The 18,695-nt window shown below is 45.7% G+C and carries 15 protein-coding genes; 9 read left to right on the forward strand and 6 right to left on the reverse strand.

Features of this window, described 5'->3' with window-relative positions; genetic code table 11:
- Positions 1-124 precede the first annotated feature (124 nt).
- The 9 genes from B1L02_RS21410 (at position 125) to B1L02_RS21450 (ending at position 13,142) form a co-directional block, all read left to right on the forward strand.
- Positions 125-3,343, forward strand: coding sequence for a TonB-dependent receptor (locus B1L02_RS21410; RefSeq protein WP_088532778.1), 3,219 nt, complete (start codon positions 125-127; stop codon positions 3,341-3,343).
- Positions 3,344-3,449: 106 nt separating this feature from the next.
- Positions 3,450-4,676 (forward strand): amino acid deaminase, encoded by a 1,227-nt coding sequence (locus B1L02_RS21415; RefSeq protein ID WP_088532779.1) that lies wholly within the window; start codon positions 3,450-3,452, stop codon positions 4,674-4,676.
- A 13-nt stretch (positions 4,677-4,689) separates the two neighbouring features.
- Complete coding sequence (locus B1L02_RS21420) at positions 4,690-5,562, forward strand: MurR/RpiR family transcriptional regulator (protein WP_088532780.1); 873 nt, start codon at positions 4,690-4,692, stop codon at positions 5,560-5,562.
- Positions 5,562-7,028 carry an N-acyl-D-amino-acid deacylase family protein gene (locus B1L02_RS21425; RefSeq protein ID WP_088532781.1) on the forward strand — a complete coding sequence of 489 codons (1,467 nt, stop codon included), beginning with the start codon at positions 5,562-5,564 and terminating at the stop codon, positions 7,026-7,028. The genes B1L02_RS21420 and B1L02_RS21425 overlap by 1 nt, the downstream gene beginning before the upstream one ends.
- Before the next feature lie 28 nt (positions 7,029-7,056).
- Positions 7,057-7,443 carry a RidA family protein gene (locus B1L02_RS21430; RefSeq protein WP_088532782.1) on the forward strand — a complete coding sequence of 129 codons (387 nt, stop codon included), beginning with the start codon at positions 7,057-7,059 and terminating at the stop codon, positions 7,441-7,443.
- Between the two features lie 37 nt (positions 7,444-7,480).
- Entirely contained in the window at positions 7,481-8,911 is a 1,431-nt protein-coding gene (locus B1L02_RS21435; RefSeq protein WP_088532783.1) for a sodium:solute symporter family protein, read from the forward strand.
- Positions 8,908-9,861 carry a sugar kinase gene (locus tag B1L02_RS21440; RefSeq protein WP_088532784.1) on the forward strand — a complete coding sequence of 318 codons (954 nt, stop codon included), beginning with the start codon at positions 8,908-8,910 and terminating at the stop codon, positions 9,859-9,861. The genes B1L02_RS21435 and B1L02_RS21440 overlap by 4 nt, the downstream gene beginning before the upstream one ends.
- Positions 9,862-9,868: 7 nt before the next feature.
- Positions 9,869-12,235 (forward strand): beta-N-acetylhexosaminidase, encoded by a 2,367-nt coding sequence (locus tag B1L02_RS21445; RefSeq protein ID WP_223192168.1) that lies wholly within the window; start codon positions 9,869-9,871, stop codon positions 12,233-12,235.
- A gap of 7 nt (positions 12,236-12,242) precedes the next feature.
- Positions 12,243-13,142 carry an SMP-30/gluconolactonase/LRE family protein gene (locus B1L02_RS21450; protein WP_088532786.1) on the forward strand — a complete coding sequence of 300 codons (900 nt, stop codon included), beginning with the start codon at positions 12,243-12,245 and terminating at the stop codon, positions 13,140-13,142.
- 83 nt (positions 13,143-13,225) lie between these two features.
- Here B1L02_RS21450 and B1L02_RS21455 read toward each other — a convergent pair whose 3' ends face one another.
- The 6 genes from B1L02_RS21455 to B1L02_RS21480 all read right to left on the reverse strand — a co-directional run bounded on the left by B1L02_RS21455 (position 13,226) and on the right by B1L02_RS21480 (position 18,661).
- Entirely contained in the window at positions 13,226-14,167 is a 942-nt protein-coding gene (locus B1L02_RS21455) for a PD40 domain-containing protein (protein ID WP_088532787.1), read from the reverse strand.
- 225 nt (positions 14,168-14,392) lie between these two features.
- A complete protein-coding gene (locus B1L02_RS21460; protein WP_088532788.1) occupies positions 14,393-15,364 on the reverse strand; it encodes a DUF3137 domain-containing protein in 972 nt (323 codons plus the stop codon).
- A 110-nt stretch (positions 15,365-15,474) separates the two neighbouring features.
- Complete coding sequence (locus tag B1L02_RS21465; RefSeq protein ID WP_088532789.1) at positions 15,475-16,710, reverse strand: ATP-binding protein; 1,236 nt, start codon at positions 16,708-16,710, stop codon at positions 15,475-15,477.
- A 7-nt stretch (positions 16,711-16,717) separates the two neighbouring features.
- Complete coding sequence (locus B1L02_RS21470; RefSeq protein WP_010375648.1) at positions 16,718-17,407, reverse strand: response regulator; 690 nt, start codon at positions 17,405-17,407, stop codon at positions 16,718-16,720.
- Positions 17,407-17,796 (reverse strand): DUF3019 domain-containing protein, encoded by a 390-nt coding sequence (locus B1L02_RS21475; protein ID WP_088532790.1) that lies wholly within the window; start codon positions 17,794-17,796, stop codon positions 17,407-17,409. Before B1L02_RS21475 ends, B1L02_RS21470 begins: the two co-directional genes overlap by 1 nt.
- Entirely contained in the window at positions 17,786-18,661 is an 876-nt protein-coding gene (locus B1L02_RS21480; RefSeq protein ID WP_223192165.1) for a MipA/OmpV family protein, read from the reverse strand. The genes B1L02_RS21475 and B1L02_RS21480 overlap by 11 nt, the downstream gene beginning before the upstream one ends.
- Positions 18,662-18,695 lie beyond the last annotated feature (34 nt).

Consider the following 18,695-nt stretch of genomic DNA (forward strand, 5'->3'; position numbering starts at 1 on the left):
TAACATTTGATGTGTTGGGGGCGTTTAGAGCACGTCACTGTGTGGTAGGTTTTTGGGCTGTGGTGCTAGTGATGGCATTGCTGTCTTTTTCACTGGTTTTTAAAAAGAAGAAAGGAACAATAAAATGTCAAAACTAGTCACCGATATTGGTAAACATAACCCTAAACGAAGCAAACTGAGCCTTGCGGTTTCGTCTGTACTTTTTGGGCTTTCTCCACTTTGGGTTGCGGCTGAAACTGTGGGTCAAAATGACAGCGATGTCAAAGGTTCGGCGCAGAACGAAGAAGTTGAAGTCATTGAAGTTCGCGGGATCCGAGGCAGTATCAATAGCGCCCAAAATATTAAGCGCTTCGCTGATACCGTCAAAGACGTGATCACAGCGTCAGATATCGGAGCATTACCAGACAAATCGGTGACTGAAGCGCTGCAGCGTGTGCCGGGTGTTACGATTGAGCGATTTGCATCATCCGATGACCCTAAACATTATGCTGATGAAGGTACCGGCGTGCTGGTTCGTGGCCTAGACAGGGTTCGCTCTGAGGTGAATGGTAGAGACGCCTTTAGTGCAAATCCGTCAGGCGGTCTGAGCTATGAAGACTTTCCTGCTGAATTACTAGGTGCGGTGGAAGTGGTTAAAAACCAAACAGCGGATCTTATATCAGGCGGTATATCTGGCACGGTAAATCTTATTACCCGCAAACCATTCGACTCTGACGAACGGCTTATTTCGTTCAATGCAAAGGCCAACTATGGCGACTTTAGAGAAGAAGTGACGCCTTCGTTTTCTGCGTTGTTTTCCGACAGTTGGGAAACCAGTGCTGGTAAGTTCGGATTTTTAATTGCGGCTTCTTCATCAGAATATCAGACTCGAGGAGATGGCGTTGGCCTTGGCAATTTTCACTCTCGAGGCGATTCCTTTATTCCTACCTTGGATCAATGGGGTGGTATAACCGGTGTTGATCCGTCATCGCCTGTGGATGGCCCCGCTTTACCAGGGCAGCCAACTGGCAGTGTATGGCATGTGCCTGTCGCTATCCATATGAGTACAGCAACCAATGACCGCGAACGTACCGGCTTAACCTCTTCACTGCAGTGGGCAAATGCCGATGAGACCATAGTTGCGACTTTAGAGCACATTCGCTCAGAAGCGTCTCTTGAGTGGAACGAGCGCCAAATAGGACAAGCTGCTCAAGGCTTTAAAGGTTTTATGGGATCTTCACAAAATTGGACTGAAAATACGGAAAGTGGCCATCCACTAACTACAGATGATGGTTTTGTGACTTCCGGCATCGCACTTGGCGTGAGCCCCGAAACACCGTTCTTTTATCGTAGCCGCTGGAATTACAACGAAAATACCGTGAAGGACACTTCATTTAAGCTAACGTTAAAACCAATAGATAGGTTGACGGTTGATTTTGATTACCAACGGATCGACTCCGACAAAGAAGTGCAAAACTACAGTATGTCGGGTCAAACACGGGGAAACCATGTCCACGTTGTCTCGCCTTATTTCCTCGATATGCGTGGCTCAAGGCCGACAGTAGAGTTTCTCAGTGACAATATTCTAACGGCAGGTTGGTCCCCCAATGAAGATTGGAATGGACCTGTGCCTAACCTGTTTTTGGGCAGCGGTATGGAGCAGGTTGAGCGCAATACGGCAGAATCAGACAGCGTTAAACTGGATGTTAAGTATGAACTAGATGGCCATTTTACGAGTGTCAGTTCCGGTTTTTATATGTCAGATAAAGACTTAACCGTACGAGATACCGCTTACGAGGGCTGGTCTGCAATTGGCACCCCTTGGATCCAAGATGACCGAAATGCCGCCGCGGCGGTAAATCGTCCAGAATTATTTGAGCACGTTGATTTTTCAGATTATTACAATGGTCAGGTGTTGCAGGGGCCAGTCAATAACTTCTTGTTCCCAAATATGGAACTGGTGAAAAACTACGCCGAGTCTTTGCGCCAAGGTTGTCGTGATGGTTGGCACAATGCCACCAATAGTGCGGCAAACAACGGCACATGCTCTGGCACGTATGTACCTTATGAAGACAAACCCAATCGCGTTGAAGGCCCATTCGCCGCACACAATATAAGTTCGACCAACGAGAAGCGTACTGAATTTTACATTCGCGGTGATTTTGACTTCGAGTTTCAAGACATTCCTGTGGTGGGCAACGTTGGCCTGCGCTACGTAAATTATCAACTTGAGTCTACGGGCGCTTTGGTGCAACCCGCTCTCATCAAACGTGGTGAAGAGGGGACATCACTTAATAGTGTAATGCAGCAGGCAGAATATAAGCGATATTACGACATTGCAGGGGGTGAGTCCGAACTCAGTACCGTTGAAGGCACAGATTACAGCACTTTACTTCCGAGCTTAAATTTGAGTTTTGGTGTATCAGAAGACGTAGTGGTGCGATTTGGTGCATCAAAAGCGCTGTATTACCCAAGTTTAGTTGATGCCAGAAATATCAGTATTCTTAACTTGGATTACACTCGCGTGCTACAAACTCCCGGCGCTGATTACGACGAGGCAACTAACCCCGTTGTTGGGCTAGACGATATCAGTCTAACCGCGCTTTCTGGCAATCCATATTTAGAGCCTGAAGAAGCAATCAATACCGATTTAACTACCGAATGGTATTTCGCGTCCGCAGGTTATGTGACGGTAGGGCTATTCCACAAAAAGCTAGATAATATAATCCGTAGCCGCGCCTTTGATCTTGATATTTCTTATGGCGGTGAAGATTATGATGTCTCTGCTTATGGCCCTGCTAACACGGGCTCTGGCACCATTCGTGGGATGGAGTTTTCCTACTCACAATTCTACGACATGTTACCGGGGGCATGGAGCGGTTTAGGTTTGCAACTTAACTTTACCTATATCGATCAAGATGGACTTGAAGATCCAAATGAAGTCTCTAAAGGCACGCTTGGTTTCGATGAAAATGGTAATCCGCTGACCGATAATCGTAATACCTTCCGAGTGTTTGGAGGTTTGCCGCTACAAGGTTACTCTGACCAAAACTTTAATATCATCGGTATGTATGAGTACGAGGATATTTCTTTTCGCCTTGCATACACTTGGCGCTCTGAGTATTTGCTCACACTTAGGGAATCTGAAGAGTATGTCCCTGCCTATGCAGAGGCGTCAGGTATGATGGACGCAAGTCTGTATTACACCATCAACGACCATTGGAAAGTAGGTTTTGAAGCCAGCAATTTATTGGATACGGAAACCAAAACCAAGTATCAAATGGACCAAGCAGGGACAAAAACGCAGGCACTCAACTTTACCACGGATAGACGTTTTGCATTGAGCGTCCGTGCGACTTTCTAATGTCAGCAAAGGCCAAGTGCAGCTTGGCCTTATACCAATCGCAGTAAGTCAATGTACTATTTTGACGTGGGGAACTAATGTTTAAACTCAAGGGTTTGAATAAACAATGACAATATTAGCGAAAGGCACTGGCGACCCACTGCAACTAGAAGATAGCGGCTGGGATATTCTCGCAGAGCAGGTAAGTTTGCCAGTTGCAGTGATAAAGCAAGACGCCATCAGCCACAACGCGAATTGGATGGCGAATTTTGCAAAGGAAAGCCAAGTATTATTGGCACCCCACGGCAAGACGACGATGTCACCAGCGTTATTTAAACTACAGCTTGAACATGGCGCGTGGGCCGTCACGGTAGCGACCGTGCCGCAAGTTTCCGTGGCGATTGCCGCGGGCGCAAAACGAGTGATCTTAGCGAACCAACTTGTTGGCGAATATCATATGAGGCAAGTTGCAAACATGCTTACTGATACTGACGTTGAGCTCTATTGTTTTGTTGACTCTATTGCAAATGCCCATGCTTTAGGCACATTTTTTACCCGGTATTCGCTGCGTATTTCCATTTTACTCGAGGTGGGAGTTGAAGGCGGTCGCGCTGGTTGGCGCAATCTTGCAACGTTATTGCAGCTGGTTAATGTATGCCAACGCTATTCTAGTTTAGAGATCGCAGGTATTGGATTTTATGAAGGCGTGATCCACGGTGATAATGCCGAGCAAAGGATCGCCACATTCGTTAGCTCAGTAATAAAAACGGCGGCAGATTTACGACAAAAAAATGTGTTTTCAAAGGCGTTACCTATTATCACGGGGGCGGGTTCTGCTTGGTACGATGTTGTGACAAAGGAACTAAACAAAAATGAACAGGCTCAGCAATTTCGTTTTGTGATCCGTCCCGGATGCTACCTTATTCACGATACCGGGATCTATCAGGATGCGCAGCAAGCCGTGTTATCACGGAGCAACCTCGCTTGCGATTTGGGGGAAAGTTTGGTGTCGAGCTTAAACATATGGGCTTACGTGCTTTCGACTCCAGAGCCGGGCGTCGCGATAGTTGGCATGGGTAAAAGGGATGTCGCATTTGATGCTGGCGTGCCCACACCAGAGCTGCTTTACTCTCCGCCGTCAAAGCAGCTGTGCTCATTAGGCGGCGCGGTAAAGGTCGAAACAATCATGGATCAACATGCTATGGTAAGTATTGCATCTGGGTGCGAGGTACAGGTTGGCGATATGATCTGTTTTTCGACTTCTCATCCTTGCTTAACCTTTGATAAGTGGCGACAAATTGGTGTTGTCGAGCGAGATTGGGTGATCACTCGAACCATTTCTACCTATTTTTAATTGAGGCGACGCTGTGGACATTATTAGCAAAATTAAGGAAGGTTTGGGGCACTTTAGCCCAGCGGAAGAAAAAGTCGCTCGGCTTATTTTGGCTGAGCTTAACTTTGCCGCAAGCGCATCTATTAGCGAGTTAGCTGAAAAAGCACAGGTCAGTCACGCCAGCATTACGCGGTTAGCGCGTAGCTTAGGCTGCACCAATGTGCGCGACCTTAAGTTCCAGCTGACACAATCAGCCGCAATTGGTGAGCGTTTTACAAATCCTGAGCCAATTGAAAAAGAGAAGATTTCTCATGTTTATACCTCTATTCAGGAGATCCTCACGCTCAATGCGGGACTCATCGATGAAGCGGTGGTGGAGCAGGCGAGTGAAGTGATTTGCGCCACGCGTCATTGCTTAATTTTTGGGGTTGGTGGTGGTAGCAGCCTGATGGCACAAGAATGCCAAAATCGCTTATTTCGCTTGGACGTACTTAGTAATGCTCACTCCGATCCCATGATGATGCGCATGGTTGCCGCAACGGTGAATAAAGGGGATGTGGTGATTTGTCTCTCGCTTAGTGGTGTTTCTCCTGATGTGAAAGCGGCGGCGCTTATCGGCAAAGAGTATGGTGCAGAGGTTATTGCTATTTGCCCAGTGAGTGACTTGGCGGACATCGCCGATCATCATTTGCCCATCAAAACTCAAGAAAGTGATTACATATTTAAGCCCAGCGCTGCACGCTATGCCATGATGGCAGCGGTGGACATTTTGTCGAGCGAGGTTGCCATCCGTAATCAAAAGCGCTCAAGAGAAAAACTCAGACGTCTTAAAACCCAGTTAGATCAGCATCGAGATAAAAACAGTAATATGCCACCTGCCGATAAACGCTTTCCGCTGGGGGATTAATGCAGAGCACATCTCTTTATGTTGATACCCTCATTCAAAGCGCGACGGTGTATTTTGAATCAGATTCTGAAGCGCAAGTGGTGGATGTCGCCATTAGCAAAGACAGAATTGTTGCGCTTGGCAACTGCAGCCATTTGCAAGCACAGCAATGCATCGATGCCACAGGCTTAGTGCTCGCGCCCGGCTTTATTGACGTTCATACCCATGATGACCTTGAAGTACTGCGAGGTCCACATATGCTGAGCAAGGTCAGCCAAGGAGTCACCACCGTCATTGCGGGTAATTGTGGTATTAGCGCAGTGCCTTACTGTGCAGATCAAGCGCTGCTCGACCCCATTAACTTACTTGGGGAGCAATCAGAGTTCGTCTATCGTGAACTCCAAGATTATCAACACGCCTTTAGTAACGCCGCTCCGAGTGTGAATTTAGCCATGTTAGTTGGTCATACAACGCTCAGAGCACAGGTCATGAAGGATCTATCTCAAGCCGCCAACGCGCAAGAACTCGAACAGATGAAATCCTTGCTGCACCAAGCGATGGCGCAGGGGGCGATAGGGTTTAGTACTGGCCTTGCTTATTACAATGCGAAGGGGGCAAGTCAAGCAGAAGTGCATGCGTTGGCCCAGGTTGTTACACCATTTGATGGTATCTATACCACGCATTTACGCACGGAATTTCAAGGAGTCATCCGAGCCATGGACGAAGCCTTTGCGACGGCAGAGCATGCCAAACTGCCGCTGGTTATCTCACATATAAAATGTGCAGGTAGAGAGAATTGGGGCAGATCGCCTGAGGTATTAGCGCATTTTGAACAACATAGAAAAACGCATCCAGTGAGTTGCGATTGCTACCCTTACGCTGCGAGTTCAAGCACCTTAGATCTTAATCAAGTGACGGAGGAGACGGATATTTTTATTACTTGGTCGGAGTCTCATCCAGAACTTGCACAGCAAAGCTTGGCAGACATTGCTACGCAATGGCAAGTGTCTCAGCGTGAAGCAGCAAAGCGCTTGCAGCCAGCGGGCGCTGTGTATCACTGTATGCTAGAAGATGATGTGCAGCGGTTTTTAAGTTATGAATACAGCATGGTAGGGTCTGATGGCTTACCGTGCGACCCGCATCCGCATCCGAGACTGTGGGGGACATTTCCGCGGGTGCTTGGACATTACTGTAGAGAACAACAATCGCTGCCGTTGGCGTTGGCTATCCATAAAATGACAGCGCTGCCAGCAGCGCGCTTTAAGCTACAGCAACGTGGCAATATTCAAATTGGTTATTTCGCCGATCTGGTGTTATTCGACCCCAACCGAGTGTTAGACCAAGCAAGTTACAGCAATCCAAAACAACTTGCCTCAGGCATTGTGAAGGTTTGGGTGAATGGCAAGCTCAGCTATGTTGAAGGCGCGAATGCAGACACCATTGTCGATTTCGGCCGGGCAGGACGATTTTTAACGCATCAAAACTAATAAAAATCAAAATCATCAAGAGGTTAACATGACAATAAGAAGAATAGGTGCTGAGGGCGGCACGGGCACTGGTGGACAACACTTACCCTTTGCACGAGCAGTTGAAGCTGGCGTTTGGTTAAAGGTCTCGGGACAAACGCCAATGCGAGATGGTGAAGTGGTTGAGGGTGGCATTGTAGAGCAGTCGCGTCTGGCCATCGAAAACTGTATTGCGATTATGAGCGAGGCGGGTTATGGCCTTGAGCATGTTACGCATGTCTCCGTGGTATTAACTGACGCAAGATATTTTCAGTCTTTTAATAAGGTTTTTGCAGAGTATTTTTCAGCACATCCTCCTGCGCGAATTTGTATGGTGGCCGACTTAGTCGTGGACTGTAAAGTTGAGGTTGATGTCACCTGTTACAAAGGCGAATAGACGTTATACGAACAACAATGTTCACAGGAGGGGAAGCATGACGGATAGCCAGCAAATGTATTTGCTTATTTTTCTGTTGTATTTGTCTGCCATGATAATCGTGAGTTGGCTGGCATCTCGGTGGCAACGGTCAAATTGCGACTATTTATTAGCTGGGCGTAAAGTACCACTGATGCTGACGCTAGGCACCACCGTTGCCACTATGGTTGGCACCGGCTCGTCGATGGGAGCGGTCGGTTTTGCCTATCAACATGGTTGGGCGGGCACGCTTTATGGTATCGGTGGCGCGCTAGGTATTTTATTGCTGGCTTGGCTGTTTGCGCCGGTTAGGGCTGAGCGCTTTGGGACGATGAGTGAGGAACTAGCGAGCTATGTTGGCAATCATCAAATCGTTAAAAAGCTCTTAGCGATATTGATTTACGCGGCAAGTGTCGGCTGGCTTGGCGCACATTTGATTGGCGGGGGCATGTATTTAGCTTGGCTCACTGGGCTAGATGAGACCAGTGCAAAACTGCTCATTGGACTGGGGCTTGCGCTATATGTGACCTTAGGTGGATATTCGGCGGTAGTCTGGACGGATGCAATTCAGGCCGTTATTTTGTTTTCGGGTTTTTTGTTGATGACCTACTTTGTAGTCGAGGTGAGCGGTGGTTGGCAAACGCTAACCAGTGCTTCGGTTGCAGCGGGAGCGGGGCTCTTTTCATATCATAATATTGGTTTGTTGCCTGCTATTTCAATGGCGCTGGCGGTGCTGGTGGGCGTATTGGCAACACCATCGTTTAGGCAGCGGATCTACTCCGCCAAAAGCATAAGCAGTATTCGTACTTCGTTTATTATCTCGGGATTACTTTATTTAGGGTTTTCATTTATTCCTGCGGTGATTGGTATCGGTGCTTATGCAGTTAACTCGAGTTTAGACAATCCTTCATTTGCTTTTCCCTATTTGGCGTTAACGGCGATGCCGGTGTTGATTGGTGGCTTTATTTTATTGGCGGGTATTTCCGCAACGCTTTCTAGTGCCAGCTCCGACGCCATTGCTGGAGTCAGTGTGTTGGTTGCTGATATTTACCTGACTTGGTGTAAGGGAAATACTGTGCCACACAATCCACTTTTGGTCTCTCGTATTGCCATGTTGACTACCGTATCGCTGGCATTATTTATGGCGCTGTTGTCGAGCGATATTATCAGCTATATCACCAAAATGATTTCCGTTGTATTAGCTGGGCTTTGTGTGATGGGGTTATTGGGGCGCTTTTGGCAAGGTTATACATGGCAAGGCAGTTTAGTCACCCTGATGGCAGGTTCAGTTGCCGCTCTACTCGTTGGTATGAACGACGGTTGGCTGGCTTATTTTGGTAACCCGGTTATTCCTGCGTTGCTCAGTGCTTTGGTGTTTGGCGTATTGACGAGTATCGTGACAAAGCCCAATGAAACCGTGTCGTCCGAAAAAACGGAAGTGGCATCATGAAAGGCGCATTAAAACAGCTGGTGTGCTTTGGTGAATGCATGGTGGAGCATAGAGCAGATGGCACAAGCTCGTTTGGCGGTGATACTTTTAACACGGCTTGGTACTTGGCTCAGTTACTCAAGCAAAGCAACGATAACCACATAGAAGTCAGTTTTGCCAGCGCCATTGGCACGGACAAGGCCAGTACAAACTTGCTTGATATGTTGTCAAACACCAACGTCAAACAAGACTATATTGTGCTTGAATCACATAGCGCACTTGGCGAGTACTGGATCACGCTCGATAAGAAAGGGGAGCGACGCTTTACCTTTGCCCGTGAGCACACCCCCGTAAGGCAGTATTTTAAGCGTGATGAGACCTTAACTCAGGCACTTCACAACAAGCTTATTGATGCAATTTATCTCTCTGGAATAAGCCTTGCCATCCTAGATGAGCCGCAGAGAAAACACCTATTTAAGGCATTAGCCGCGTTTAAAAACCGAGGTGGACTCATCTTTTTTGATAACAACTATCGCCAAGCTCTTTGGTGTAGCGATAACCCAGAATTGAGTTATCAGGCTGTAATGGCGCTGGCGGACATCGCATTTTTAACCGACGAGGACGAATATGCAGTGTATGGTAGCGCGAATGTGGATGAAATAATTGCGCAGCATCAACAGCAAAGCTCACAACTCTTAGTTATTCGCCAAGGCGCTCAGCCATGCATGCTCGTGCCACCAGATAATTCTTCACCCATTTATATCGCGGCGCAAAACATAGCGCCACAGCTTATCTTAGATACCTGTGGTGCAGGAGATGCGTTTGCGGCAGGGTTTTTGGCGCATTGGCTGATAGGTTGCGATTTGCAAACGGCTGCTTTTTTTGCACACCAAGTTGCCGCCGAGGTAATCCAGCATCACGGCGCGCTGATATCCGCCGACTTTCTACCAAAGCTTGTTACTCAGGAATAGTGCCATTATGAGAATGTACTTTAGTCTTTTTTTGTTCATCGTGTTGTTGCCGATTTCAATTGCAAAGGCCACGCCACTGTCACTTATGCCTATGCCACAACAAGTGAGTATGAGCGAAGGCTCGCTGGTGTTTGATAACGAAATCAAGGTTGCGATACACGGCTTTAGTGCGCAAAGGCAGGCTTTTCTGCTCGCCAGAACGCAGCAATACATTGAGCGCATTACTGGAAAACCTATCCCTTTACGGATAGTAAAAGATGGCAAAGCGGACTTAACCATTCGCGTGGAAAATATCGAAACCGAGTTACAGTTTCCTCAGCTGAATATGCCAGAAGACTACCAGCTTCAAATTGAAAAGGGTGGAATAGTGCTTAGCGCAACCTCCGTTTTCGGCGCGCAGCATGGTCTTGCTAGCCTATTACAACTAGCTCAGAGCAAGGTCTTGGGTCAGTTAACATTCCCTTACACGGCTATCAGCGATAGTCCCCGTTTCCCTTGGCGTGGGCTACTTATTGATAGTGTTCGCCACTTTATGCCAATTGCGACAATAAAGCGCCAACTCGATGGTATGGCCGCGGCAAAGCTAAACGTTTTGCACTGGCACTTAACTGATGACCAAGGCTGGCGAATGGAAAGTAAGGTGTTTCCTAAGCTGACTCAACTGGCCTCAGACGGATTGTATTATCGTCAATCAGAAGTGAAAGAAGTGATTGAGTATGCAAGCCTTTTAGGGATCCGCGTGGTGCCTGAATTTGGTATGCCGGGGCATGCAAGCGCGATTGCCGTCGCTTACCCAGAGCTGATGACTAAAGCGCAACCTTATGAGATGGAGCGCCATTGGGGAGTATTTAAGCCTCTGCTCAATATCGCAAGTCCTGATGTGTACGCCTTTATCGACGATTTACTGGCTGAGATGACGAGTTTATTTCCAGACGGCTACCTGCATATTGGGGGTGACGAGGTAGAGCCTGAGCATTGGTTGGAAAGCCCTGAAATACAGGAGCTAATGGCAAAACATGCGTTGAAAGACGGTCATGACCTGCAAAATTACTTTAATACTCGTGTACAAAAGATTATCGCTAAGCACCAACGTGTGATGATGGGGTGGGATGAAATTTTTCATCCGGCGTTGCCTACGGATACTGTCGTGCAGTCTTGGCGTGGTCATGATTCGTTAAATGCAATTGCAGAAGCAGGTTATCAAGGCATTTTATCAACCGGGTTTTATATTGATCAGCCGCAGTATTCATCATTTCATTACCGTAACGACCCACATCCGGTGCTACCGACAGTGGATCTTACTCAACCGCGAGTATTAAGCTTAGCCTTTACGATCCCACGCTTAAAAGGCAGCGCAGTCAAAGGGGAGCTTGTGGTGTTGGGTGAACAAGTGTTTATAAAGCTTAATAACAACCGCCATCAGCTAGTACAAACAGATAAGCTTATTACTAGCAATACTCAACAATTTACAGCAGCTATGGATAGTTGGATGGGACCGTTACAGTTTGAGTTTAATACAGCGCAGCAACAAGGCGCGGCAATGATTGGTAATAGCCGTTATCCGCTCACACTTGAGGCGCTTGAAAAACCTCAGCCTGTCGAGGTTTCAACACCGTTAAGCCAAGCAAGTGATGCACGTATTTTAGGTGGTGAGGCGACCATTTGGAGCGAAATGGTCACCGAACATAATCTTGATGTCAGAATATGGCCGCGACTTTTTGTGATTGCCGAGCGCTTATGGTCTGCTAAAACGCTTACGGATAGCAAGCAGATGTATGCGCGGTTGGATCATATTAGCGATTTTGCACATAACGTGATTGGCTTAGGTCATAAAACGCAGCAACAAGCGGGTTTTAATAGGCTTATCAGCACAACCTTAGGTGACCCAAAGCGCAAGGCTACGCTTGCATTACTCACTCATTTTGCAGAGCTTGTAGAGCCAAGTCACTATTACACGCGTCACCATATTAAGTTCTTAAACGACGGGTATCACCAGTTTGCAGCGCTTGATAAATTTGTTGACTATGTTGCGGTTGAAAGCCGTCAGGTGAGGCTGCTTGAGGAGCGAGTCGCAAGCTATATCGCTGGTGATAACACTGCCTTAGCGCACATTGACGCGATATTGCAACGTTGGCAAGCGGGGCTTGAGGCGTTAACACTGTTACAGCAAAGTCCAAAACTTACAGAAGCACACTCAACGGCGTTAAAGGTGACGCAGTTTATTGAATTGAGTCAGCAAGTGCTTGAGGTTTGTAAAGGGGCTTTACAGACTCCGCACCTCGATAGCAAGCTGTTAGCGCTGCAAAATTTAACGGATGAAGTGGTCATAACTGGAATATATCCAGTTCGAGCGCTTTATCTTCATTGCAAATAGGAAAGACATGAGAAAAGTCATATTCAGTTTATTCTTGCTACAGAGCAGTGGTTATGTAGCTGCCAACACGGCTGTAGATACACAAGATTGGATACCGGATGGTGTTTTCACGCAAGGTATTGAGGGACCTGCGGTGGATGACGCTGGCGTGTTATATGCGGTTAACCATCAGCAGCAAGGCACCATTGGTAAAGTGACAGCACAAGGCAAAGCCGAAACCCTACTGACGTTAAAAAATGGCTCTATTGGTAACGGTATTCGCTTCGATATGCAAGGAAATATGTATATAGCCGATTACGTCAATCATAACGTGCTCAAAGTCACCAAAGCAGCACTTGCACAAGGTGGTGATTTGTCGCAATCCGTGACGGTATTTGCTCACGATAATCGCATGGATCAGCCTAATGACCTTGCGATCATGGACAACGGAATTCTTTTCGCCAGCGATCCTAATTGGCAAGCCAGCAGCGGTAACCTTTGGCGTATAAATACAAACGGAGCAGTAACCCTATTGGAAGCGGATATGGGCACCACCAATGGCATAGAAGTTAGCCCTGACAATAAAACGCTTTATGTGAATGAAAGCGTGCAGCGTAAAGTATGGCGCTATGAGTTAGATGAACAAGGCAATATTAGTAACAAACAATTATTTATCTCGTTTACCGATTTTGGCTTAGATGGTATGCGCACGGATAACCAAGGCAATCTTTATATCGCCCGTTATGGCGCTGGTGTGGTCGCTGTGGTTTCACCTCAGGGCAAGCTAATTAAAGAAATTAAGCTTAAAGGCAAGTACCCGACCAACGTGGCTTTTGGCGGAGAGGAGGGTAAACGCTTATTTATTACCTTGCAAAAACGCGGCGCTATCGAGATGGCTGAGGTAGAGTTTGCTGGACGTGAGAAGTAGTTCGGCTTGGTTTAAATTAGCCATCAGCAATTAAAAATAGGTAGCTGGCAGCTCGAAGCTGAGCTGCCACATCTAACACGTTGCTAAATCTGCTTAGTCGACTTTCCTGCAAAATAAGCTGCTTTTAGCTTGGTAATGACCTCGGTGCTTACCCAATAAATGTTTGATACATCACCGGGTTCATTATATCTGCCAAAAAATAGGTATTTACCATCGGGTGTAATTCTTGGGACGGTTTCTGAATAAGGGGTATTGACCCCTTCACCTAAATTTATAGGGCTAGACCAAGTGCCATCCTGCTCCTTAAAATAGACATATAGATCGTTATCTTTTCGACTTTTATCGCCTCTGTGACGACTATTAACCAATAGGTAATCGTTAGCGGGCGAAATAAAACCATGAAATCCAAACTCAATATCAATGGCTTTGGGATTCGTAAGCGCGCCGTTTTTATTTTCAGCGGTATACATTTTGCGTTCTGACATATTGGAGAAAACAGCTTCGCCATTTGCGCTTTGGTTGAAGTCTGAAAACTTACCCGTATTTATTGCTGAATCGAATCTTTTAGCCTCACTCCAGCCATTTTTGCTACGGGTAACGTACCAAATTCCAGACGCTTTGGGGTCATCTGAACGCGCGGTAAAGTAAATTCGGTTGTCGTTCAGGCTTACATGGGGGACCAGTTCATAACTCATTCTTCCATCAGTAAAACTTGCCGCTTGAGGTTGAGTCCACTGTGCATTTTCCATCTTTGAATACATGATCTGTGGGCTTGAATCCACATTTTCTTGCTCTTCAAAGGCAGTGAAATACACTTCTGTAAGGTCGGGAGAGAACGACACGCCGAATTCATAACGGCCATCAATCGAGATGATATCGGGGGCAAAAAGCTGCGCGGTTAACCCAGGCGGTGTCTGGCCAAGCCAAGGTCCTTTTAGCCTAGGAAAGGCTTCGTTAGCATGGACATGATTGGTGAGCATGACGGCTGCAAAAAGTAAGGGGGCGGTGGATTTTATAATATTCATGCTGTTCTCCTTAAGCGCTAGGTAAACCTGCATACAGTAGCAGGGCGTAAGCGATCTACATTATTCTTTTAAACAGAGAACACTGTATCATCTTTGAACTAATTCCGTGTCTAACCTTGTGTAAAAAATAGCTAAGTTGGTTAAAGGACCTCAGAGCTTTTTTGCAATGGTTATAACAGTCATTGTGTTTGTCGTTAGATTATTGCATTTTCAACCACAAACTATCTAAGTCCAGCGTGAGTGCACCAGACTTTTTGCTAGATTTTCAATCAGTAAAAATTGTTTTGCGATATCTTCAGCCCAGCTGGGATCATATTCATTTTGCAGTTTTTTTGGGCTAAATAAATTGGCACCATAATCAAGAGAGATCAGTATATCGCTACCTTCTATAAACATTTGTGCCTTTACTTTTGGAATTTTTAGTCCTTTAGGTAGGTTCTCTGAGGAGAAAAAGGATTTAACCTGTGATAATTGTTTTAGGTACTTAGGGGTAAGAACTTTACGACAACTCGCTTCATCTTTGGCGTATACTTGATACTCTTTTTCAAAGTCTTCTTGTTCAAATTTAACTCGCTGTAATCCTTTTAGAGATTGACGTCGATTTATCAGCATGTTCCAAAGTCCCGCATCTTGTAACACCACAATTGGAGTATCTACAGGTTCAGGCATACTCAGTTTTATAACTGCACCATTAAACAAACGTTTACTGTCATTATTCTGATGAAGCGTGCGTATATGCACTTCAGTAAAGTAAAAATGAATGCCATTTACTTCGCCGTTAAATCCATCTTCAGCTACAGCTCGTCCTCCTTTGGCTAATATACCTGCACTAATAGCTTCCTCGCAGATAAGTAAATTACCGCCGACTGAATATTCTAAGTTAAGTGCTGAAGCAATTGGCGCCATCATATAAGCTCTAGTTAACACACCCTTAGTAAAAGACTTAAGCGAGTGTTTTAACAAAAAGTAGATAGGAATTATTGAGATTAAGAGAAAAGGCGCAAGAAATAGTAAGGGGATTGCAATACCAATTGCCCACCACTTATAGCGTTTAAGCGGCTTCAATTTATTGTCAAGATCGCTATCAAAGCTGGATGTGGTTTTATCTAAATTGTAATAGGCCTCTTTTAATTGCATCTCAATACCAGCTAAGCGTGGATCAATATGATGGAGAGACCTTTGGTCTAATAAAGCCATAAACTTTCCTTGTAAGTCATGTTTAAATACAACTGGTATAAAATTTTACCCAAATAAAATGGTAAAGGTAAAATTTTTGTTTTATGCGGTATTCACCGCTATACCTATCCCTACTTTGCCAGTGGCAAAGTCAGAATAAACTTAGCACCGCCAAGTTCGGAGAACCCAACATGGCAACTGCCGCGATGCCAAGTGGCGATTTTGCGTACGATAGCCAGTCCTAGGCCATAACCACCGTTATCTTTGCTGCGACTTTCATCTAAGCGTGAGAAGGGAATAAAAACCGACTCCCACTGAGATTTAGGAATTCCATCACCGTCATCCTCAATATGGATATAGGCATTGCTTTTGTCACACTCAATATTAATCGCTATGGTTGAGCGACCATATTTATCAGCGTTTTGTACAATATTTTGCAAAGCCCGAGAAAGATAATGTAGGTTGCCAGAGATGATGACTGTATTACTCATTTTCTTGAACGTTATTTTTTTAACGGTAAGCTTATTGAGTTTGCTTATCTGATCGCTGACAAGTTCACAAAGGTCAATTGGCGTTATCTCAAGTTTCTCTACTTCAAATTCAAGCCGTGCGTAAGCTAGCATTTCATCAATCATCGCTTCCATTTCGACTACATCGTCCGCCATATCATTTGCCTGCTCACGGCTTTGCTCCGGTAACATGGCTAAAGCAAATTTGAGTCTGGCAAGTGGGGTGCGCAGGTCGTGAGAAACGGCATTAACGAGTAGTTTTTGGTTTTCAATTAGCCTTGCGACTTGAGATGCCAAATCACGGATCTGCTCGGTTAAATTTGAAATGGCAGAAAATTGGGAACGTCGGGTCGCTTTGGGCAGCCGACCTTGAGTGAGATTTTCGGTGATATACCTCAGTTGCAATAAATCAAGCCACAAGGGTCTTATCCACAGCATAAGTAAAAACGCGAGCACGGCATAAGAAAGCAATTTGATGATCCACTGTTTATTGGCAGCTGAATCGGCTGGTGCTAATGGCCCTAATTGCAGCAGCAATGTTGAATCAGGTACTTTGAAAGTCAGCCAAGCGCGGCCTTCATCGTCAAAACTCGTTAAAATACCTCCTTGTATTAATGTACCAGCTTGCTCAGGCAGCCAAGCGACATCGTCCATGTCGAGTACTTTCACGGTTTCTGACTCTTGGGGTAACTTGTTTGGGGAAATAGTGGATTTCAGTGTGTTGGCAACCGCTTTTGCGTGCCGCAATTCATCGGGCGCGGAGTGCACCCAATGAGACCAAATCGCTTCGCTTACTTGATTGATAACGACAATACTGGTAAACACAGCCAAATAGAGGCTGAGCAATAGTTTTAGCACGAATACACTAGCCCCAAGCAGACTTAGAGCAGAGGTAGCCCTTACCCCACACGGTAATGAGCCTTGCGGGTTGCTCTAGATTGTCGCCAAGCTTTTTACGCAACCGGCTAATCCGTACGTCAACGCTTCTATCTAATCCGTCATATTCGCGGCCAACAACATGTTTATAGATATAGTCTCGACTCAGCGTTTCGCCGGCATGGCCTGCCAATGTCTTTAGTAAATCAAATTCATAACTTGTGAGCTCAACCTCATCTCCAGCCAAATAGACCTTACGGTCCGATTTATCTATCTGTAATTCGCCTAAGGTAATGGAGTCAGACTGAACTTCATCATTTTGTGTACGTCTTAATAGCGCATTCAAACGGGCAAGTAGTACGTATGGCTCAACAGGCTTGATAATGTAATCATCAGCACCGATTTCAAGCCCTTTTACATGGTCGAAGTCGCTGTCTTTGGCGGTAAGAAATAAAACCGGCCCTTTAAACTCACCGCGCGCAGCTTTGCAAATAGAAAAACCATCAAGTCCCGGTAGCATAATATCTAAAATGAGAATGTCGGGTTTTTCTGCTTCAATGGCTTTGATTGCGTTAATACCATTGTGTAATTGAACGACTTCAAAGCCATTATGGATTAAGAACTTTGCGGTTAACTCCGCTAGTTTTACATCATCTTCGACAAGTAATACCTTGGCCATTAAAACACACTCCAATCGCTTCTGAGTTTGCGTCTATATTGTTGGTTGACGCTTGTGTGTACTTCAATATTTTGTTTTGCAACAACGTTATTTTTAGCATCTTTTAGGGTAAAGAGCATGGACTTTGAGAGTTGGATAATTTGTGTTGATTTTGCCTCCTTGGCCTGCTCCCAGCATTGTAATTTTTGTTTTTCCTGAAATAAACATAAGTTCATTTTTGAGGGCGATTGCCAAGCAATTTTTGCCGTCATTTCGCAGCGTTGCCCCGCTTGTTTCACCATGCAGGTAATCGGTTTTATTTCTAATTTAATGCCACTGTTGGGTTTGGTTAAAGCTTTACTTGGTGCGCTGAAAATTATAATTATGATTAAGTACAGCCTAAAATTCATATTTTCCCCCGACAAAGACCGTCGCGGTATAGCTATCCTCGACTATCGGGCTATCTGTCATTGTGCTATCAAGTTGCTGATATTTTGCGTTAAATTTAAAGGTCCAAGACTCACTTACGGGATAAGAGTAAGCAAAGCTAACATAAGGCTGGAAGCTTGAGCTGCCTTTATACCATAGCTCACTATTCGGTGTATCTGCTTTGTCTATGCCATAGTAATAGTCCACCAGTTGTCGACTTTTCCATTTTAGGCCCGCTTTAATAAACACATAAGTGTTCGGTAAATTATCGAATCTAAAACGATAGCTAACCCCAATATCTGCATTGTAACCTTGGTAAGTATTGGTGATGTCCGTAAGCCATGATGCGCTGATTTTTACACTATCACTCATTACCCAATGGGCTAAAACGCCGCCATCTATGGCCCATTTTCGCGACTCGATATCGTCTAAGGAAATGGCGGTTTGCTCTGCGGCAAATTCACCGCCAGGTAGCTCATTGCTGGCATCAAACCCCATTTTTTGCACGAATATATTACTGGGGTGAAATTTCTCGAAATAGGCCTGCTCGGTATTAAATGTGCCGATCAAGCTAAGATCAAACTTATCAGTGTAGTGAAAGGTATAGCCCAAAGTTCCATTATCAAGAAAGAGGTGTTCACCGTAATAACTAATATAGGGCACAACAACCAAGGGAATATTTTCACCGTCATGGAGTGGGTTGGAGATCACGCCGCCGCCAAGCGCAACGCCAAATCGCCATTCATCGACCGGCGTACACTCGCTGTCATTGGCGTCACATGGCACCGCCGTGGCATTTACCTGAGTGGTAACCAGCAAGGTTAAGGCCATTAATAACTTATTCAACTTGGAGCTCCAGTTCAGAATTTGGGCTTTGCAC

The sequence above is a fragment of the Pseudoalteromonas piscicida genome, assembly GCF_002208135.1.
Taxonomy (GTDB): Bacteria; Pseudomonadota; Gammaproteobacteria; order Enterobacterales; family Alteromonadaceae; genus Pseudoalteromonas; species Pseudoalteromonas piscicida_A.

Coding starts and splice junctions, on each gene's coding strand:
- B1L02_RS21410 (WP_088532778.1), top strand. CDS start 125: ATGTCAAAACTAGTCACCGATATTGGTAAACATAACCCTAAACGAAGC.
- B1L02_RS21415 (WP_088532779.1), top strand. CDS start 3,450: ATGACAATATTAGCGAAAGGCACTGGCGACCCACTGCAACTAGAAGAT.
- B1L02_RS21425 (WP_088532781.1), top strand. CDS start 5,562: ATGCAGAGCACATCTCTTTATGTTGATACCCTCATTCAAAGCGCGACG.
- B1L02_RS21430 (WP_088532782.1), top strand. CDS start 7,057: ATGACAATAAGAAGAATAGGTGCTGAGGGCGGCACGGGCACTGGTGGA.
- B1L02_RS21435 (WP_088532783.1), top strand. CDS start 7,481: ATGACGGATAGCCAGCAAATGTATTTGCTTATTTTTCTGTTGTATTTG.
- B1L02_RS21440 (WP_088532784.1), top strand. CDS start 8,908: ATGAAAGGCGCATTAAAACAGCTGGTGTGCTTTGGTGAATGCATGGTG.
- B1L02_RS21445 (WP_223192168.1), top strand. CDS start 9,869: ATGAGAATGTACTTTAGTCTTTTTTTGTTCATCGTGTTGTTGCCGATT.
- B1L02_RS21450 (WP_088532786.1), top strand. CDS start 12,243: ATGAGAAAAGTCATATTCAGTTTATTCTTGCTACAGAGCAGTGGTTAT.
- B1L02_RS21455 (WP_088532787.1), bottom strand. CDS start 14,167: ATGAATATTATAAAATCCACCGCCCCCTTACTTTTTGCAGCCGTCATG.
- B1L02_RS21460 (WP_088532788.1), bottom strand. CDS start 15,364: ATGGCTTTATTAGACCAAAGGTCTCTCCATCATATTGATCCACGCTTA.
- B1L02_RS21470 (WP_010375648.1), bottom strand. CDS start 17,407: ATGGCCAAGGTATTACTTGTCGAAGATGATGTAAAACTAGCGGAGTTA.
- B1L02_RS21475 (WP_088532790.1), bottom strand. CDS start 17,796: ATGAATTTTAGGCTGTACTTAATCATAATTATAATTTTCAGCGCACCA.